The following is a 19,100-nucleotide window of genomic DNA, read 5'->3' on the forward strand; positions in this document are numbered from 1 at the left end:
GCTTTTTATCGGATGAATTGCATGATGGAAATTGAAACCCCCGCTCAACTGCCGCTGGCCGGCGTCAAGGTGCTGGATCTCAGCGCCTACATCGCGGGTCCGTACGGCTGCGCGTTGCTGGGCGACATGGGCGCCGACGTGATCAAGGTCGAACCGCCCGAAGGCGACAACCTGCGCAAGTACCCGTCGACGCTGCCGACTGAGAGCCGCGCCTTTCTGGGCATCAATCGCAACAAGCGCGGCCTGTGCCTCAATCTGAAAGACGAGGCGGGTTACGAGGTGCTGGTCAGGCTGGTGCGCGAAGCCGACGTGCTGGTCCACAATTTCCGCCCCGGCGTGCCGGAACGTCTGCGCATCGACTTCGCCACGCTGGCCGCCATCAACCCGCGCCTGATCTATTGCGCGATGACGGGCTACGGCGCGGCCGGTCCGATGGCGCGCCACGCGGGCTACGACCAGGTGCTGCAGTCGATGACCGGCATGTGCGCGGCGCAGGCCAAGCCCGACGGCCCGCCCGAAGTGCTGTACGGATCGGTGGTCGACTACTACGGCGCCGCGCTGATCTCCAACAGCGTGTCCGCCGCGCTTTATCAGCGCGAGAAAACCGGGCGCGGGCAGGCCATCGAAGTGTCGCTGCTGGGCAGCGCGCTGGCGATGCAGTCCGCCCGGCTGGTCTGGGCCGAGGGCGAGCCGCGCCGCATCGAACGTGACATGCGCTCGGGCGGCATCACGGGCATCCATCCCACGCGCGAAGGCCATCTCTACATCTCGGCCAACACTCCGCATTTCTGGCACGCGCTGTGTGGCCACCTGGACCTGCAGGATCTGGCCGACCATCCCGACTATGACACCGTGAAAAAGCGCGCGGCGCAGGCGGCGGTGCTGGTCCCGCTGGTGCGCGAGGCACTGGCGCGCGCATCGGCCCGTGAATGGGCCGAGCGCTTTGGCCAGAGCGTGCCTTGCGCGGAGGTCCGGCCGGTCGAGGACATGTTCGACCACCCGCAAGTGGAGGCGATGGGATTCATGCGCCCGTACCACAGCGAGAAGGCGGGCAATTACCTCGGTCTGGCCCAATGGGCGCAGTTTGGCGGGGCTGCAGAAAGCGGTGTGCCCGACGGCGCCGTGCGCGCCGCGCCGGGTCTCGGCGAACACAGCCGCACAATTCTGTCCGCCCTGAGATACACCGCGGACGAAATCGACCAATTGCTGCACACCTCCGTGGTGCAATAAGCAGTAACAACCAAGACAAGAAGCGTCCGGCAAAAGGGCGAGGAGACAGGAATCATGGATCAAGCGCAACGGTATGTGCGCCGCCCGGACGGATCGAACTGGGGCGATTTCGGAAACGATGACCAACTGGGCACGCTCAACCACCTGGACGTCCAGGCGCGTCTGGCCGCGGTTGCCGAAATCCGCACCGGGATCTCGTTTTCGCTGAGCCTGCCGCTGACCGTGCCGCGCGCGCCGGTGCTCAATCCGCGCCGCAAGGGCCCGGTGATCCAGCCCGCCGAAAAGAACGGGGCGCCGGTCTACCGCTATCCGCTGGACCGCGATGTGCCGGGCGCCACCGACGTCATCAGCGACGACCGCGTCACGCTGTCGCCGCAGTACTCCACGCAATGGGACGCGCTGGGCCATGTGGGCTCGATGTACGACGCGCACGGCACCGGCCAGCCCCAACCCACCGGCTACAACGGTTTCGCCGTCAGCGAGCCCACCGCCGAAGGCTTTACCGGCACGCGCGATCTGTCCATCGAACCGATGGCGCGCCACGGCATCCAGGGGCGCGGCGTCATGGTGGACCTGCGCGCCCATTTCGGCGATGCGCAGCGCAAGGTGTCCCACCGCGAGCTGATGGACGTGATGCGCGCCGATGGCGTGGAAGTCCAGCCGGGCGATGTGCTGTGCCTGCATACCGGGCTGGCCGACCTGGCGCTGACGCTGGGCGACGACGAGCAGGAGCGGCTCAAGACGAGCTGCTGCGTGCTGGACGGCGCCGACGCGGACCTGCTGGCGTGGATCAAGGACAGCCGCATCGCGGCCATTGCCGCCGACAACCACGCGGTCGAACTGCGCAATCATCATTTGGAAACGGGCAAGGGGGCGCTGCTGCCCCTGCACGAGCAATGTCTTTTCAAGCTGGGCCTGCCCTTGGGCGAGCTCTGGCACCTGACCCCGCTGGCGCAATGGTTGCGCCAGCACGGCCGGCATGCCTTTTTCCTGACCGCGGCGCCCATGTACGTGCCCGGTCTGGTCGGCGCGCCGGTCAACCCCATCGCGACCGTCTGACGACGGCTCGCGCCACGATCCTTGACCGATCGAACATCCCCGCAGGGGAGACCCGAGGAGCACACATGAAGAAAACCCGTCGCACGGCCCTGGCCGCAATTCGTCCGCTGGCCGCCGCCATCGGTCTGGCCACCGCCTTTGGCGCCGCGCACGCAGCCGGCTACCCCGAGCAGCCCATCACCGTGGTGGTGCCGTATTCCGCCGGCGGCGGCGCGGACAACGCCGCGCGCATCATCGCGCAAGGCATGGGCGAAGTCGCCGGCCAGAGCGTTGTGATCGAGAACAAGGGCGGCGCCAGCGGCTCCATCGGCGCGGCGTTCGTGGCGCGGGCCAAGCCCGATGGCTACACGGTGCTGTACGACGCGTCGTCCTTCTCGATCAATCCGGTGCTGCGCAAGCTGCCCTATGACGCCAAGAAGGACTTCGTTCCGGTCTCGCAGGCCGTCAGCGTGCCCAACATCCTGGTGGCCGCGCCCGGTTCCAGCTTCAACAACCTGCAGGACTTCATCGATGCCGCGCGCGCCAAGCCCGGCCGCCTGACGTTCGCGTCCTACGGACCGGGCAGCTTGGCGCAGATGGCCGCCGAGCTGCTCAAGAAGGATGCGGACCTGGATATGGTGCACGTGCCCTACAAGGGCGGCGCGCCGGCCATCGTGGACGTCATGGGCGGTCAGGTCGACGTCTACTTCGCCAACGCCGCGTCCAGCCTGAACTACGTCACCGGCGGCAAGCTGAAGGCGCTGGCGGTCTCGTCGTCGCAGCGCATGCCCGAACTGCCCAACGTGGCGACGGTGGGTGAAGCCGGCATCAAGAACTTCAACGTGGTCGAGTGGAACGGCTTCTTCCTGCCGGCCAACGCCAGCCCCGAAGTGGTGGCCAAGCTGCAGGAACTCGTGCAAAAGGCGCTGGCGCGTCCCGATACCCGCGAGAAGCTTGCCAAGCTGGGCCTGACGCCGGTCGGCAGCAGCGCCGCGGACTTCGCCAAGTTTGTCGATGCGGAACAGACCCGCTGGGCCGAGGTCGTGAAAACCAATAACATCCAGGTCAATTGATCATCCGGGGGCGGGCGCGGCATCGTTTGCACGCGCCTGCCCCCGATCCGAATGGAGATTGACCAGATGAGCCGGGAAGACGATTTCGAGCGCGGCCTGCAAAACCGACGCGCCGTGCTGGGCGATGAATGGGTGCAGCGTTCGCTGGATCGCGCCACCACGTTCACCGCCGACTACCAGAACATGATCACGCGTTATGCCTGGCACGATATCTGGAGCCGTCCCGGTCTGCCGCACAAGGCGCGCCGCATGATGGTGCTGGCGGTGACGTTGTCGCTGGGCCGCTGGGAAGAATTTGAGCTGCACGTGCGCGCCGCCTTGACGGCACAGGACGCCTCGCGGCTGACGCCCGACGAACTCAAGGAAGTGCTGCTGCAGAACGCAATTTACGCGGGCGTGCCGGCGGCCAACACGGCCTTCAATCTTGCGCAGAACATCCTGCGCGAGGTCGCCGGGCAGATCGGCTACGACCTGGCCGCGGCAGACCCGCGCCAGGCCGACCTGTTTGGGACAAAGCCGGCCTGACCGGTACGCGGAAGGCGGGCGGCTTGCCCGCCTTTTTTTTCTAGTCCGCGCGCGGATTGAGCACGCGAGCCGCCTGCAGGCCGCTGCGCACCGCGCCTTCCAACACGCCAGGATAGCCGGTGTCGGTCCAATCGCCGGCCAGCGCCAGCGTGGGCCACGGCGTCGAGTTCAGCGGGCGGGTCAGGCCCGGCACCGCGGCAAACGTCGCGCGCTTTTCAATGAACAGTTCAGCCGCCGCCACCTCGGGCATCGGCGGCAGCCGCAGCGGATGCACGGCGGCCTGTTCGGCCACCTGATCGATCAGGGCTTCAATCACCTGCCGCCGGTTGCGTTCGCTCATGCCGATGGCGGCGCTGGCCACCACGGCAAGTTCCCCGGCCTTGGTGTCGCCGGCGAGCTGGGCGCGGTCGAAGAGCCACTGGCCGGCATGACCGCGGGCCGCATCCTCACGCAGCATCATCATCGGCTCGGGCATCCGCCACGGGCCGGCCAGGCGTATGTTCAGCGTGGCGATGGGCAGATAGTCAAAGGCCTTGAGCGCATCGAGCAGCCCGGTGGCCCCGGCCTGGCGCAGCGGGCCGTCGAGCAGGCGCGCGGCGAAAGTGGGCGGCACGGCCAGCACGGCCGCGTCGAACCGTTCCTGATTGATGTCGATGCCGTCGGCGGACGGATGCAGCTGGCGCACCGTGCTGCCATAGCGCATGGTGACCTGGCGCGCGGCGGCGTCCGGCCACAGCGCCGACAGGTCCGTGCACGGCAGCAGCAGATCGCTGTCTTCGCGCGCGCCGGCCAGGCTCTCGCGCAGCACGCGGGCGAACAGCACCGCGCTGGCCGTGGCGATGGGCGTGTTCAGCGCGGCCAGGCACAGGGGTTCCCAAATCTGGCGGATCAGCACGTCGGATTGCGCGTGATAGTGCAGCAGTTGCAGCACGGTCCAGTCGCGCGGCGGCGACCAGGACATGGTTTTCAGGCCGCGCATCAGGCGCATCATCGCAAGCCGGTCGGCCCACGACAGGCCGCGCGCGCGCAGGACCGCCATGGCCATGTGCAGCGGCGCGGGCAGGCGCGGGGCGGACAGGTTGAATCGGCCGTCCAGGCTTGCCAGGCGCAAGGGGCGCCGCATCAGCAGGGCGTCGGGATTGCGTCCCACGCGGCGCATCAGCGCCAGGGTTTCCTTGTAGGCGCCGCACAAGAGGTGCTGGCCGTTATCCAGCGGCGCTTCGAAATCGCCGTGGAAGACGCGCCGCGCGCGGCCGCCGGGGGTGTGCCCGGCTTCGAACACCGTGACCTTGGCGCCGGCTTCACGCAGGGCGACGCTGGCCGCCAAGCCGGCCCAGCCTGCGCCAATGACCGCCGCCTTCACCGTGCCAACCGGCGGACCAGGCCGCGTCCGCCGCCCACCCAGGTTTTCCAGGCGAGCCAGAGTTTGCGCACGGGGGTGAGCGAAATGCGCTGGTGCAGCACCTGCCAGTTGTCGCGCTCGATCTCGTCGAGCAGCGCATGGTAGATGGCGGCCATCATGAGCCCCGGACGCTGCGCGCGGCGGTCGGCCTCGGGCAGGTTGCTCATTGCCTCGCGGTAGAGTTCGCGGGCGCGGTCGGCCTGGAACTTCATCAGCGCGCTGAAGCGGTCGGAATACTCGCCATTCAGGATGTCCGAGGCCTTGACCTCGAACTGCTGCATGTCGTTGACCGGGATGTAGATGCGGCCGCGGCGGGCATCGTCGCCCACGTCGCGGATGATGTTGGTCATCTGGAACGCCAGGCCCAGCTTTTCGGCGTAGACCAGCGTCTTGGGATCGGAATAGCCGAACACGCCGGCGGACAGTTCGCCCACGACGCCGGCCGCGTGCCAGCAATACTTGCGCAGGCCGGGCCAGTCCAGATAGCGGGTCTGGTCCAGGTCCATTTCCATGCCGTCGATCACGGCCAGCAGACGGGCGCGGGTGATCGAACAGCTTTCCAGGTGCGGCTGCAACGCGCGCGTGACGGGATGGTCGGGCTTGCCGTCGAACATCTGGTCGATCTGCGTGCGCCACCAGGCGAGCTTGATGCGCGCCAGTGACGGATCGGTGCACTCGTCGACCACGTCGTCCACTTCGCGGCAGTACGCGTACAGGGCCGTGATGGCGCGCCGGCGCTCGGGAGGCAGGAAAAGGAAGGAGTAGTAGAAGCTGGAACCGCTTTTGGCGGCTTTTTCCTGGCAATACTCGTCAGGGGTCATTAGGCACGGCCTGTTACTTGATGGAGCGCCACAACATGATGGCCCAGTCTTTGGCGCCCAATTCGGGGCGATTCATGAATACATCGTAGCCGCTCGCCTCGATCCGCTCCAGGACGCGCAGCCCGCCTTGCACCACCAGGCGCAGCTCCAGGCCGATGCGGCCCGGCAGGCGGCGCGCCAGCGGAGCGCCGAAGTGTAGCAGCGCACGTGTCCGTTCAACCTGGAAGGCCATGAGCTCGCGCCACGCCGGCGTAAGGCGGCAGGCGGCAAGGTCTTCGTCGGGCACGCCGTGGCGGCGCAGGTCTTCCTGCGGCAGGTAGACGCGGTGCTTGTGCCAGTCCACCCGCACGTCCTGCCAGAAGTTCACCTGCTGCAGGCCGGTGCAGATGGCGTCGGACTCGGTGATGTTCTGCGGCGTGCTGGCCTCGAACAGGTGCAGCATCAGGCGCCCGACCGGGTTGGCCGAGCGGCTGCAGTAGTCCATGAGGGTGGGGTAGTCTTCGTAGCGCTTGACCGTCAGGTCCTGCTCGAAGGCGGACAGGAGGTCGTAGAAGGGCGTGATCGGCAACTGGTGCCGGGCGATCGTCTGCGCCAGCGGCGCGAAGATGTCGGACAGGGGCGGCAGGCCGGGCGCCGGCGGCGTACCGGGTTCGGCGCCGATGCGGTGCAGCTCGGTGCGGAACGTGGCGAGCTGGGCAAGGCGCTCCTCGTCGGTCGCGCTGCCCTCGTCGGCAATGTCGTCCGCGGCACGGGCGAACCGGTAGATATCGGTCACGGCGCCGCGCAGCCTGCGCGGCAAGAGCAGCGAGGCAACGGGAAAGTTCTCGTAGTGATCGATGGACATAAAAAGAGGCCAGTGGGCAGGATCGGACCTGCGGAGACGGCGTAAAGCGGAAAACGGTCTCATTTTAGAGTAGTCGCCCACGCTTGATCCGGAGCGCCGCCGCCGGGGACGGCGATCAGTTAGACTTGGACGCCACAGGATCTCACACCATGCCGCGCCCAATATCCGCCACCGTTTCCGTTTCCGCTCTTGCGCACAATCTGGCCGCCGTGCGCCGCCACCTGGACCAGACCGCCGCCGCGGCCGGCGGGTTGCCGCCGTCGATCTGGGCCGTCATCAAGGCCAACGCCTACGGCCATGGCATCGAGCAGGCGGTGGCTGGCTTTTCCAAGGCGCAGGGCCTGGCCATGCTGGACCTCGAAGAAGCCGTGCGTTGCCGCGAGGCCGGCTGGGGCGGCCCGATCCTGCTGCTGGAAGGCTTCTTCAACCCGTCCGACCTCGACATCGTCGACCGCTACCACCTCAGCAGCACCGTCCACCATCGCGACCAACTGGACATGCTGGCCCGCGCCCGCCTGTCGCGCCGCGTGGACATCATGCTCAAGCTCAACAGCGGCATGAACCGGCTGGGTTTCAGCCCGGCGGCCTATCCCGCCGCTTACGAACGCGCCGCGCTGCTGCAGCAGCAGGGCACGCTGGGCTCGGTCGGCAAGATGACCCACTTCGCCTGCGCCGACGGCCCGCAGGGCGTGAACGAACAACTCAGCGTCTTCAATTCGGTGACGCATAAGCTGCCTGGCGCGATCAGCGTGTGCAACTCGGCCGCCGCCCTGCGCTTTGCCGACATCGCCGTCGGCTCCGAAAGCCAGACGCACTGGGTGCGGCCGGGCATCTGCCTTTACGGCGCCTCGCCCTTCGCGGATGCCGAAGCGTCGTCGTTCGGCCTGAAACCCGCCATGTCGCTCAGTTCCGAAATCATTGCGGTCCAGGAAATCAAGGCCGGCGACTCCGTCGGCTACGGCGCGCTGTTCCGCGCCGAACGCGCCATGCGCATCGGCATCGTGGCCTGCGGTTATGCCGACGGCTACCCCCGCCACGCCTCCACCGGCACGCCGGTCGTGGTGGCCGGCATCCGGACCCAGTTGCTGGGGCGGGTGTCCATGGACATGCTGGTCGTGGATCTTGGCCCCGTGCCGTCCGCCGGGGTCGGTTCGCCGGTGTCGCTATGGGGCGAAGACGGCCCGTCGGTGGACGAAGTCGCCAGCGCGGCCGGCACCATCGGCTATGAACTGCTGTGCGCCCTGGCCCCGCGCGTCCCTGTCACCCGGGACGCCTGATCCCCCGTCGCCACGGTGTCCGGTGGGCAAGAATTGCTGCGCAAATGACAAGACACGCGACGCCGGATGGTGTCTACTTTGGAAACCGGGCGCTCAGGCGCCCGTTTTTGACCAAGAAAACAGACTGCGAGGTTTCAATCCATGAAGGACAAATGCGTGCTCATTACGGGCGCCACCAAAGGCATAGGCTGGGCGCTTACTCAGCGGTTGTCCGACATGGGCTGTCATGTGGTTGGCATCGCGCGAAACACGACCGACGTCGATTTCCCGGGCTACCTGTACGCCTGTGACCTGGCCGACGCCGGCCGCACCGAAGAGGTGCTGCGCGAAATCCGCGAGAAATTCCCCGTCGACGCCGTCGTCAACAATGTGGGCCTCGTGTCGCCCCAGCCGCTGGGCGAAATCGACCTGGCCACGCTGTACAACGTGCTGGATCTGAACGTGCGCGTGGCGGTGCAGGTGACGCAGGCGTTCGTTGAATCCATGAAGGTGCGCCGCGCCGGCCGCATCGTCAACGTGGTCAGCCGCTCCATCCACGGTGCGCTGGACCGCACCGCGTATTCCGCCGCCAAGAGCGCGCTGGTGGGCTGCACCCGCACCTGGGCGCTGGAACTGGCCGAATACGGCGTCACGGCCAACGCGGTGGCGCCGGGCCCCATCGAAACCGAAATGTTCCGCGCCACCCGCCCCGCGGGCAGCGACAACGAAAAGCGCGCGCTCGCTTCCGTGCCCATGAAGCGTTTGGGCACACCGGCCGAAGTGGCGGCGGCCATTGCCTTCCTGCTGTCGGACGACGCGGGTTTCATCACCGGACAGGTGCTGGGCGTGGACGGCGGCGGCAGCCTGGCGGGCCGCTCCTGAAAGTCGCCGCTGCAAACATGAACAACGCACCCCACGGGGTGCGTTTTTTTCTGGCTGGCGCAAGCGCGGCGGCGCTCAGCCGTGTTTGTATAATAATAACTATCATTTCCATTTTGGATGCTCGCCGTGTCGGACCGAGAGCACGCAGTTGGCGCATCGCTTTCCGCCCTGTACACCGCGCATTGCGGCTGGTTGCAGAATTGGCTGAATCGCCGTCTTCAAGACAATCACCAGGCCGCCGACCTGACGCAGGACACCTTTGTGACCTTGTTGGTGCGCAGGCACGCCATTGCCGACGTGCGCGAGCCCCGGGCGTTTCTGACCACCATCGCGCGCGGCCTGCTGATCGATTTCTGGCGCCGGCGTGACATTGAACTTGCCTGGGCCGAAACGTTGGCCGCGCGGCCCGAGGTCACTCACCCCTCTCCCGAAGTGCAGGTCCAGGCGCTGCAGGCCCTGGTCGAGATCGATCGCAAGCTGCATCGCCTGGGCGTGCGTGCGCGTGCTGCGTTCCTGATGCACCGCATCCATGGCATGACGCATCCGGCCATCGCGGCGGAGCTGCGCGTGTCCGAGCGGACGGTGCGCAATGACATCGCGCAGGCCATGCTGTGCTTTTTGCTCGATACCGACCTTCAACCCGTCGGTCCGCACGGCGATGAGGCAGGACAGTGATGGGCGCCGCCGCCGTCGACCCGGGCATTCTTGAAGCCGCCGCGCAGTGGTATGCGCTGCTGAGTTCGGGGGCGGCCAGCGAGCAGGAGCGCGCTCGCTGGCAAGCGTGGATGGACGCCGACAACGCGCACCGCCGGGCGTGGCAACGCGTCGAGGATGTGGGCGCGCAGTTCGATGCGCTGGTCGCGCAGCCGATGGGACGTGAGGCCAGCCTGGCCAGCCTCAATGCCGCCGCGCAGGGCCGGCGCGAGCGCCGCCGGCTGTTGACGGTTGCGCTGATCGCGGGTGCGACGGGATTGCTGGGCCTGGGCGTGGCGCAATCGCCGGCCGGCCGCCGAACCTGGGCGGCCTGGCAGGCGGACCTGGTCACGCCGGTGGGCGGATCGAAAGAAATCCGGCTTGCCGACGGCACCCAGATTCAACTCAATACCGATACCGCAGTGAAGGTCGACTACACCCGCGACCAGCGCCGCCTGGTGCTGCTGCGCGGCGAGATCATGATCGCCACCGCGGCCGACCCGGGGCGCACCTTCGTGGTGGACACGCCGGAAGGGCGATTGCAGGCGCTGGGCACGCGGTTCAACGTGCGCAGCCTTGACGGCGAAACCACGCTCGCCGTGCTGGAGGGTGCGGTGCAAGCGCATTTCGCGGGCGCGCCGCCCGCCGGGGTTCGGGTCGACGCCGGCACGCGGATGCGCGGCGGATCGCAAGGCATCGACGCGCCCGTGGCGCTGCGGGCCGGCGACCACAATTGGACGCGCGGCATCGTGCAGTTCGAGGAGGCGCCGCTGGCGCAGGTGGTGGCGGAACTGGCGCGTTACCGCCGCGGACATCTCGGTTATGCCGCGGACGTCGCGGCGTTGCCTGTGACGGGTACTTTCCCGCTGCATGACAGCGATCGCGCACTGCGCCTGTTGAGTGAGGCCTTGCCCGTGCGCATCAGCCAGCCGATGCCGTGGTGGACAACGCTGCAACCGCGCTGAAAAGCCCTCTGATCCATCGCTGTTACAAAATAGTTTGCCGGTTTTGCCGCGCTCATCCGGCCTATGGGCAATTCAACACCCATATCGCGGATCCGTGGCATGACCAACCCCTTCACTGCTTTCCCCATCCGTCCGATCCGCCGCGCGCGCATCGCTCCGCTGGCGCTCGCCATCGGCGTGATGCTGAGCGGCGGGGCGCCCCTCAGCGCCGTGTACGCGCAGTCTGCACAGACGCAGGTTCGCGACTACGACATCCCGGCCGGACCGTTGAGCCAGGTGCTCAACCTGTTTTCCGCCGAAGCCGGCCTCTTCGTCAGCGGCCACGGCGATCTGAGCAGCGGCCGGCATAGCCCCGGCGTGCGCGGCCGGTATTCGCCCGAGGCCGGGATGGCCGCGCTGCTGACCGGCACCGGTCTCGTGGCGGAACGTCTGCCCGACGGCGGCTTCGTCCTGCGGCAAGGCCGCCAGGACGTGACGCTGCTGGAACCGATTGCGGTGACCGCCCAGTTCGAACGCCCGGATGGCCCGGTGCTGGGCATCGCCGCCACGAACAGCGCCACGGCCACCAAGACCGATACGCCGATCATCGAAACGCCGCAATCGATCTCGGTGGTGAGCGCCGCGCAGATCAGCGTTCAGAAGGCGCAGAACCTGCAAGAGGCTCTGGGCTACACGCCTGGCATCATGCCCGGCATCGTCGCCAAGAGCTCGATGTTCGAAGACACGATGAGCATCCGCGGCTTCGAAGCCAACCCGCAGACCGGCAGCTATTTCCGCGACGGCATGCGCTACATGGTCAACCAGTACAACGGCAAGCAGGAGCCGTACGGACTGGAGCGGGTGGAGGTGCTGCGCGGGCCGTCGTCGGTGCTGTATGGCGCCGCTGCGCCGGGCGGCATCGTCAACACCGTGACGAAGCGCCCGCCAGGCGAAACGATGGGCGAAATCAATCTGGACGGCGGCAGTTTCGACCGCCGGCAGATTTCGGCGGACATCGGCGGTCCGATCGACGAGGCCGGAGTGTGGTCGTATCGCCTGACCGGCCTGTTCCGCGAGAGCAATCAGTTCATCGATTACAGCGCCGACGATCGCACCTACATCGCGCCCGCGTTGACGTGGCGCCCGTCAGCGGCCACCTCGGTCACGCTGCTGGCCAACTATCAGCGCAGCAAGACGATCAATCCGACGGAGGTGCCGGTCACCGGCTCGCTCTGGACCAACCCGAACGGACAGATTCCGCGCTCGCGCTTTCTGGGCGAGCCCAACAACAACCGCTTCGATGTCGAATCGACGTCGCTGGCCGTACTGATCGAACATGCGTTCAATGACACGCTGAAATTCCGCACGTCGATGCGCTATTACGACGCGGACCTGACCATGCGCTACGTGCTGCTGCAAGGCGACGTGGACGCCGCGACGCAGCGGCGGGTGGCGCGTTCGGCGCGCGGCTTCGACGACCGCACGACCGTGCAGACGATCGACACCAACATCGAGAAGCGGTTCCAGACGGGAGCCGTGACGCAGACCATTCTTGCGGGCTTCGACTACACGCGTTCCACCTACAACAGCGATCGCCTGCGCGGCAATCTGCGGCCCATCGACGTCTTCGATCCGGTGTATATGCCCGGCGACGTCGTGGTCTTGCCCTGGCAGCAGCGCCGCAACACCGAGCATCGCCTTGGCATCTATCTGCAGGATCAGTTGAAGATCGCGGACAAGGTGGTGGTGCTGCTGGGCGGCCGGTATGACAACGTGCGCGCGGAGAACCGCGCCTTGCACGCGCCGTCCACCAATTCGAACGACAAGGACACCGCCTTCACCGGCCGCGCCGGCGTGGTCTATCTGGCGGACAACGGCTTGGCGCCGTACGTCAGCTTCAGCCAGTCGTTCGAACCCACGAGCGGGCGCGACCGCACCGAAGGCAGCTTCGAACCCAGCCGCGGGACGCAGTACGAAGTCGGCATCCGATACCAGCCTGCCGGCAAGGACATCATGCTGAGCGCGGCGCTGTTCAACCTGGAGCGCAAGAACGTGCTCACGCCGGATCCGGTCGACCCGACCTTTCTGGTGCAGACCGGCAAGGTGCGCTCTCGCGGCCTGGAGCTCGAGGCGCGCGCACGCGTCACGCCGCAGGTCGATGTGATTGCCGCCTACACCTACACCGATGCGCGGGTGATCAAGAGCAACCTGCCGGGCGAAGAGGGCGAGCGCTTCAACACGCCCCGCCATGCGGCTTCCTTGTGGACCGACGTGAACCTGTCGGAGTGGGTGCTGATGGGGCTGAAGGCGGGCGCCGGCGTGCGCTATGTGTCGGCGCGTCCCGACCGGCCGTCCAGCGGTTCGCTTGGTGGCGCGGGCTACACGCTGATCGATGCGCGCGTCAGTTATGAAAGCGGCCCGTGGCTCTATGCGCTCAACGTCACCAACCTGACGGACAAGACCTACATCCCCTCGATTTGCTACGGCGGCGTGTGCGACTACGGCGAGCCGCGCCGCATCATCGGCACGGTGAGCTACCGCTGGTGAGCCTGCGCGCCGCGCTGCTGCGGCTGCATCGCTGGACCGGCCTGGTGCTGGCCGGCTTTCTCTGCGTGGTGGCGCTGACCGGCATTCCGCTGGCCTGGTATGACACGCTGGATGCGGCGGCCGCGCCGGCATTGAATCGCGTCACACCGCCGTCGGCGGATGCCGCACGGCTGGACGCGTTGACGCTGCGCGATCGCGTGGCCCAGTTCGTGCCCGCCGCGGTGATGCCCGCCACGCCGCTGGGCGCACAGGCCGGGCGCAGCGTGCCATTCCCGGTCTGGTTGCACGAGGCGGGCGCGGCCGCACCGGTCCTGCACGAAGTCTTTGTCGACCCGTATTCCGGCGCGATTCTGGGTCAGCGCCGCTGGGGCGATCTGGGTGAAGGGCTGCGCAACCTGATGCCGTTCCTGCATCGGCTCCACACGGCGCTGCTGTTCGAGGGGATCGGCGAACTGCTGCTGGGCATTGTCGCCCTGGCGTGGACGCTGGATGGATTCGTCGGCGCGTGGCTTACGCTGCCGGCGCGAACCCGCGCGCGCAATCCGGCGTCATCCGCATGGCAGCGCTGGGCGCCCGCCTGGCGCATCCGCTGGCTGGGCGGTCCGCATAAACGCAACTACGATCTGCATCGAGCGGGCGGGCTGTGGCTGTGGGCCGCGTTGACGCTGATGGCATGGAGCAGCGTCGCGCTGAACCTGCCATCTATTTACGATCCGGTGATGCGCGCCGGCCTGAGCTATCAGGCCGATCCCCGGCGCGGTGCGGCCGCGGTGGCGGGCGAGCCGATGCCTCCCGCGCAGGCCCGCGCCGCCGGGCGGCGGCTGATGGCGGAGCTGGCTTCCCGCGAGGGATTCGTCGTACTCGGCGAGCATTGGTTGGCGCTGGATGCGCGCCGCAAGCTGTATCGCTACAGCGTGCGCAGCAGCCGGGATCTGCGTACCCGCAGCGGCGCGACGTCGGTCGTGTTCAATGCGGTGGACGGGCAACTCGTGGGCAGCCATCTTCCAACGGGCCGGGCAGCCGGCGACACCGTCAAGCATTGGCTGACCAGCCTGCACATGGCGGCGTTCTGGGGTTGGCCGCTGCAGCTGATGGTGGCGCTGGTCGGCGGGGTCACGCTGACGCTGAGCGTGACCGGCGTCTGGCTGTGGTGGACGCGCCGCCGTGCGCGTCAGTACGGACCCTTGCTTGCGGCGACAGCGGCCAGTTCCTTGAATTCGCCCGCCAGCGCCTCGGCCGCGCGCGCCAGCAGCACCGCGTCGACGCCCACCGCCACGAAGGTTGCGCCCAGGGACAGGTAGTGCTTGGCCTGCGCCACGCCGCTGTGCAGGATGCCTGCCGCCTTGCCCGACCGCACGATGCGCGCGATGGCATCGTCGATGGTCTTCTCGACCACCGGATGCTCCGGCTGGCCCAGATAGCCCATGCTGGCCGACAGGTCGGCCGGCCCAATGAAGACGCCGTCCACGCCGTCCACGGCAAGGATCTCGTCAAGCGCCGCGATGCCGTCCGGGGTTTCGATCTGCACCAGCACGCACATCTCGTCGTTGGCGCGTTCAAGGTAGTTGGGAATGCGGTTCCAGCGCGATGCGCGCGCCAGCGCACTGCCCACCCCGCGGATGCCCTGCGGCGGATAGCGTACGGCGGCGACCGCGGCGGCGGCCTCCTGCGCGGACTGGATCATGGGCACCAGCACCGTCTGCGCGCCGGTGTCCAGGATCTGCTTGATCTGGACGGGGTCGTTCCAGGCCGGACGCACCACGGGGGCAACCGGATACGCCGCCACGGACTGCAATTGGGCGAGGGTGGAATCAAGCGTGTTGGGCGCGTGCTCGCCGTCGATCAGCAGCCAGTCGAACCCGGCGCCCGCAAGGATTTCCGAGGTATAGGCGCTGGCCAGGCCGGCCCACAGGCCGATCTGGGGTTGGCCGTCGCGCAGGGCTTGCTTGAACGTGTTGGTCAGGAGGTCCATGGACTGGGGATCGCGTGGAGGAAGGAGGGGGGATTGACGTTCAGGGCGTACCGGCATCGCGCGTGGGGCCGTCGCGCTTGATGAGGTCGACCATTGCGTCCACATCGGTGTACAGGCGCTCCAGCAATTCCTTGCCGATCCGTTCTTCGATTTCCTGGTACTTCGCGTCGACCTGGGGCCGCATGCGGTCGATGAGCTTGTTGCTCTTGGCGGTCAGGGAGATTTCCTGGCGCCGCTGGTCAGCGCTGGAGCGCGTGCGCTTGATGAGCCCTTGCTCTTCCATGCCGGCCAGCATGCGCGTGAGGCTGGGGCTCAGGATCTGACAGGCGCGGGCGATCTGATTGGGTTCCAAAGAGCCCACCTCGCTCAGCGTGCGCAAGACCCGCCATTGCTGTTCGGTGACGCCGGCCGCGTGCAGGATGGGGCGGAAATGCGCCATCAGCGTTTCGCGCGCGTAGAGCAGCAAATGGGGAAGATTGCGGTGGTGGAAGCTCGGACTCATGGCGGCTATGTTAGCAAGAAGCCGCCCAAAAAATGCTCAATTATTGAGGCCTGAATGCGGCCTGCCCCGGCGCGGCGGCGGGCCGGGGCCGGGGGCAGGTCAGGAGGACAGTCAGGGGGGCGGAACAGGGCAGAGCCGGGACCGGCGCGGGCCGGCCCCGGGCTTCACGCCGGGTTCTGTCGGGACAGTTCCTGCAGGTCGTCCGGCAGGGCAAAATCCGGCGCGCCGCGCTGCAGTTCGCGCAACGCCTGCACGGCGTCTTCTTCGCGGTCGTCCACGATCAAACCGCGGATCTGGGCGACGCGCGCCTCGATGTCCTGCTCGGTGAAGGCGGCGACCTGTTGCGCTTCCGGCGCGGTTTCCTGAGCGGCTGCCTGCGCGGATTGCTGCGCAGCCGTTTCCGCTGCCGTGGGCGCCTGCTCGGCGGATGCTGTGGCCGCCGCGGATTGCATCGCTACAGGTTGAGCCAATGCGGATTGGGCCGATGCAGGTTGGGCCGATGCGGATTGCGACACGGCGGGCTGGGCCGGCGCTGCCGGTTCCTGCTGCAGGGCGACGACGCGGCGCAGGGGCGACGGATCGTTGGCCGGCGTTGCAGAAGCGGAAGACGCGTCCTGCGCGGTTTCGCTTTCCTGCACGGCCACCAATTGCACCTGAGGCTCGGTGTCCTCGATGGCCTCGCGCATGTCGGTCCATGCAAAAAGGCCTGCGACCATTAGGGCGCAGGCGGCGGCGCCCCATCCGGGATGCCAGCTATGGCCAGGATGCCATCTGCGTCGTACCGCGGCATCCAGTTCCGGATTGGCGCCGGGACCCGGCTTGCGGTACAGGGCGCGCAGATCCCGTTCATCGTCTTCGTCAAAAGGGGGGCGATAGGTAATGCTCATGCGCGTACTCCTCGCACATACGCCGGGTGGCACAGCGTATCCGCGTTTGACCTTTGCGAGCGCCGCGCCGGTGGTCCGGCGTCTGGTCGTGCTGGGGTCATGTTCCGGTTCGGGCGGCCTCGTGAAAGGCCGCGAGTGATTGCGCCGCGATTCCCCACGCAGTGCGTCGCAAGGACGTCCGTCGTGGAGTATGCCGTCCGCTTGGGACGGTTCGACAAAATGCGCTGTACCTGGCGATTATGCGCGATTTGAAACGGATCGGGCAGGAAATTTCCTATGTTTGCATCATGTAACCGCTGTGCGTCCCTGATTGTGAAAGCTGTCTGAAAGGAATGCCTTTAGGACGTTCGTGATCAGCGTGCCAAAACGGTCTCTGTGCCCGCCCAGCGCCCACAGGTTGCCGGGTACACTTTCGCGCATGGCAAAAACCCGAACCGTATACGTATGCGCCGATTGCGGCGGCACCACGCCCAAGTGGCAGGGCAAATGCCCGCATTGCAACGCCTGGAACACGCTTGAAGAAACGGTGGAGTCGTCCGCGCCCGCGGCCGCAGCCCACCGTTATGCGCCGCTGGCCTCGTCCAGCCCGGTGCGCAGCCTGTCCGAAATCGAAGCCCGCGAAACCCCGCGCACACCCACCGGCCTGGACGAATTCGACCGCGTGCTCGGCGGCGGCCTGGTGGCCGGCGCCGTGGTGCTGATCGGCGGCGATCCCGGCATCGGCAAGTCGACGCTGCTGCTGCAGGCGCTGGCCGCCCTGTCCGAGTCCACCAACGTGCTGTACGTGACGGGCGAAGAATCCGCCGAACAGGTCGCGCTGCGCGCGCGCAGGCTTGGCCTGCAGACCGGCAACGTCAACCTGCTGGCAGAAATCCGCCTCGAAGCCATCCAGGCCGCGGTGTCGGAACAAAAGCCATCGGTTGCCGTCATCGACTCGATCCAGACGCTGTACAGCGGCGAACTCACGGCGGCGCCCGGGTCGGTGTCGCAGGTGCGCGAATGCGCCGCGCAGCTCACGCGGCTTGCCAAGCAGACGGGCATCGCGATCGTCATGATCGGCCACGTCACGAAGGACGGTGCGCTGGCCGGGCCGCGCGTGCTGGAACACATCGTGGACACCGTGCTGTATTTCGAGGGCGACACGCATTCGTCGTTCCGCCTGGTGCGCGCGTTCAAGAACCGCTTTGGCGCCGTCAACGAGCTGGGCGTATTCGCCATGACAGACCGCGGCCTGCGCGGCGTGGCCAATCCGTCCGCCTTGTTCCTGTCGCAACACGAACAACAGGTCGCGGGCTCGTGCGTCATGGCCACACAGGAAGGCACGCGCCCGTTGCTGGTCGAAATCCAGGCGCTGGTCGACAGCTCCCACGCGCCCAATCCGCGCCGCCTCACGGTCGGCCTCGAAGGCAACCGTCTTGCCATGCTGCTGGCCGTGCTGCATCGGCATGCGGGCGTGTCCACCTTCGACCAGGACGTCTTCGTGAACGCGGTGGGCGGTGTGCGCATCACCGAACCCGCGGCCGACTTGCCGGTGCTGCTGGCCATCATGTCTTCCCTGCGCGACCGGCCCCTGCCGCGCGGCCTGATCGCCTTCGGCGAAGTCGGCCTGGCCGGCGAGATCCGTCCTGCCCCACGCGGGCAGGAACGCCTGCGCGAGGCCGCCAAACTTGGTTTCTCAGTGGCGCTCATCCCCAAGGCCAACGCGCCGCGTCAGCCCATCGAGGGACTGGAGATCTGGGCCGTGGACCGCCTGGACGCGGCGCTGGAAAAGCTGCGCTGAGGCGCGGCGTCGTTGGTTGGAGCAATACGTGAGTCTGTTTGTCATCGCCGCATGCCTGGCCGCCGGCTGCATGATCGGTTTCATGGGCGGCGTGCTGGGCATCGGGGGCGGGCTGATCGCCATTCCGGCCCTGGTCCTGCTGATGGGAATGTCGCAACAGCTCGCGCAGGGCACGGCGCTCATCATGGTCTTGCCGACCATCATGATGGCGGTGCGCAAGTACAACCAGCAGACGCGCATCGACAAGCGCGTCGCGCTGGCCGGCGCGGCGGGCGCCGTGGTGTTCACGTGGGTGGGCGCGCAGATGGCGCTGGGCATCGACTCGACCTTGCTGCGCCAGAGCTTCGCGGTGTTCCTGTTTTTCATCGCACTGTTCTACGTCTGGCAGACGTGGCGCGCCTCGCGCCCGGCGGCCCGCCATGCGCCGCCGCCTACCCGCGCCACGCCCGTCTTCACGCCGCGGCGCGCCAGCGTGCTGGGCATTCTGTGCGGCACGCTGGGCGGTTTCTTCGGTGTGGGCGGCGCGGTGCTGGCCGTGCCCATCATCACAACGGTCTTCCGCCTGCCGCAGACCACCGCGCAAGCCCTCGCGCTCAGCATGGTGATCCCCGGCTCCATGATCGCGCTCATCACCTACACGTGGGCAGGGCAGGCCAACTGGATGGTCGGCGCGCCGCTCGCGATCGGCAGCCTCATCTTCGTGC

The 19,100-nt window shown here is 67.4% G+C and carries 17 protein-coding genes and 1 pseudogene; 12 read left to right on the forward strand and 6 right to left on the reverse strand.

Features of this window, described 5'->3' with window-relative positions:
- Positions 1–24 precede the first annotated feature (24 nt).
- From RT697_RS16980 to RT697_RS16995, 4 genes are all read left to right on the forward strand, one after another.
- Positions 25–1,230 carry a CoA transferase gene (locus tag RT697_RS16980; protein ID WP_313700439.1) on the forward strand — a complete coding sequence of 402 codons (1,206 nt, stop codon included), beginning with the start codon at positions 25–27 and terminating at the stop codon, positions 1,228–1,230.
- 54 nt (positions 1,231–1,284) lie between these two features.
- The gene (locus tag RT697_RS16985; RefSeq protein WP_313700412.1) at positions 1,285–2,289 is read left to right on the forward strand and encodes a cyclase family protein; all 1,005 of its coding nucleotides are present in this window, start codon (positions 1,285–1,287) and stop codon (positions 2,287–2,289) included.
- A gap of 65 nt (positions 2,290–2,354) precedes the next feature.
- Positions 2,355–3,341: a tripartite tricarboxylate transporter substrate binding protein gene (locus RT697_RS16990; protein WP_313700413.1), complete on the forward strand. Its 987-nt coding sequence runs from the start codon at positions 2,355–2,357 to the stop codon at positions 3,339–3,341.
- Between the two features lie 66 nt (positions 3,342–3,407).
- Positions 3,408–3,866, forward strand: coding sequence for a carboxymuconolactone decarboxylase family protein (locus tag RT697_RS16995; RefSeq protein ID WP_313700415.1), 459 nt, complete (start codon positions 3,408–3,410; stop codon positions 3,864–3,866).
- Between the two features lie 40 nt (positions 3,867–3,906).
- Here RT697_RS16995 and hpnE read toward each other — a convergent pair whose 3' ends face one another.
- Genes hpnE through hpnC form a run of 3 tightly spaced genes read right to left on the reverse strand, consistent with a single transcriptional unit; the run spans position 3,907 to position 6,933 of the window.
- A complete protein-coding gene (gene hpnE / locus RT697_RS17000) occupies positions 3,907–5,229 on the reverse strand; it encodes a hydroxysqualene dehydroxylase HpnE (protein ID WP_313700417.1) in 1,323 nt (440 codons plus the stop codon).
- Positions 5,226–6,089 carry a presqualene diphosphate synthase HpnD gene (gene hpnD, locus RT697_RS17005; protein ID WP_313700419.1) on the reverse strand — a complete coding sequence of 288 codons (864 nt, stop codon included), beginning with the start codon at positions 6,087–6,089 and terminating at the stop codon, positions 5,226–5,228. The genes hpnE and hpnD overlap by 4 nt, the downstream gene beginning before the upstream one ends.
- Positions 6,090–6,102: 13 nt before the next feature.
- Positions 6,103–6,933, reverse strand: a complete 831-nt coding sequence (gene hpnC, locus RT697_RS17010; protein ID WP_313700421.1) for a squalene synthase HpnC — start codon at positions 6,931–6,933, stop codon at positions 6,103–6,105.
- Positions 6,934–7,082: 149 nt separating this feature from the next.
- Between hpnC and alr the strand changes: the two genes are divergently transcribed.
- The 6 genes and pseudogenes from alr to RT697_RS17040 all read left to right on the forward strand — a co-directional run.
- Positions 7,083–8,210 carry an alanine racemase gene (alr, locus tag RT697_RS17015; protein WP_313700423.1) on the forward strand — a complete coding sequence of 376 codons (1,128 nt, stop codon included), beginning with the start codon at positions 7,083–7,085 and terminating at the stop codon, positions 8,208–8,210.
- Between the two features lie 141 nt (positions 8,211–8,351).
- Complete coding sequence (locus RT697_RS17020) at positions 8,352–9,071, forward strand: SDR family oxidoreductase (protein WP_312428657.1); 720 nt, start codon at positions 8,352–8,354, stop codon at positions 9,069–9,071.
- A gap of 126 nt (positions 9,072–9,197) precedes the next feature.
- Positions 9,198–9,746 carry a sigma-70 family RNA polymerase sigma factor gene (locus tag RT697_RS17025; protein ID WP_313700425.1) on the forward strand — a complete coding sequence of 183 codons (549 nt, stop codon included), beginning with the start codon at positions 9,198–9,200 and terminating at the stop codon, positions 9,744–9,746.
- The gene (locus tag RT697_RS17030; RefSeq protein ID WP_313700427.1) at positions 9,746–10,729 is read left to right on the forward strand and encodes a FecR domain-containing protein; all 984 of its coding nucleotides are present in this window, start codon (positions 9,746–9,748) and stop codon (positions 10,727–10,729) included. The genes RT697_RS17025 and RT697_RS17030 overlap by 1 nt, the downstream gene beginning before the upstream one ends.
- Positions 10,730–10,828: 99 nt before the next feature.
- Entirely contained in the window at positions 10,829–13,255 is a 2,427-nt protein-coding gene (locus RT697_RS17035; RefSeq protein ID WP_313700429.1) for a TonB-dependent siderophore receptor, read from the forward strand.
- A pseudogene (locus RT697_RS17040) lies at positions 13,252–14,403 on the forward strand (PepSY-associated TM helix domain-containing protein); the annotation flags it as partial. The gene RT697_RS17035 and the pseudogene RT697_RS17040, both read left to right, overlap by 4 nt.
- 23 nt (positions 14,404–14,426) lie before the next feature.
- Here RT697_RS17040 and hpaI read toward each other — a convergent pair.
- From hpaI to RT697_RS17055, 3 genes are all read right to left on the reverse strand, one after another.
- Positions 14,427–15,227, reverse strand: coding sequence for a 4-hydroxy-2-oxoheptanedioate aldolase (gene hpaI, locus RT697_RS17045; RefSeq protein WP_313700431.1), 801 nt, complete (start codon positions 15,225–15,227; stop codon positions 14,427–14,429).
- Positions 15,228–15,267: 40 nt separating this feature from the next.
- The gene (hpaR, locus tag RT697_RS17050) at positions 15,268–15,729 is read right to left on the reverse strand and encodes a homoprotocatechuate degradation operon regulator HpaR (protein ID WP_105239511.1); all 462 of its coding nucleotides are present in this window, start codon (positions 15,727–15,729) and stop codon (positions 15,268–15,270) included.
- A gap of 164 nt (positions 15,730–15,893) precedes the next feature.
- Positions 15,894–16,616 carry a hypothetical protein gene (locus tag RT697_RS17055; RefSeq protein WP_313700433.1) on the reverse strand — a complete coding sequence of 241 codons (723 nt, stop codon included), beginning with the start codon at positions 16,614–16,616 and terminating at the stop codon, positions 15,894–15,896.
- 418 nt (positions 16,617–17,034) lie between these two features.
- On the opposite strand from RT697_RS17055, the gene radA reads away from it, so the two are divergent.
- Positions 17,035–18,396, forward strand: a complete 1,362-nt coding sequence (gene radA / locus RT697_RS17060) for a DNA repair protein RadA (RefSeq protein WP_313700435.1) — start codon at positions 17,035–17,037, stop codon at positions 18,394–18,396.
- Positions 18,397–18,424: 28 nt separating this feature from the next.
- A partial coding sequence (locus RT697_RS17065) for a sulfite exporter TauE/SafE family protein (protein WP_313700437.1) occupies positions 18,425–19,100 on the forward strand: 676 nt, incomplete at its 3' end.

Origin of the sequence: Achromobacter sp. (assembly GCF_032113835.1) — a bacterium.
Classification (GTDB): domain Bacteria; phylum Pseudomonadota; class Gammaproteobacteria; order Burkholderiales; family Burkholderiaceae_B; genus Achromobacter.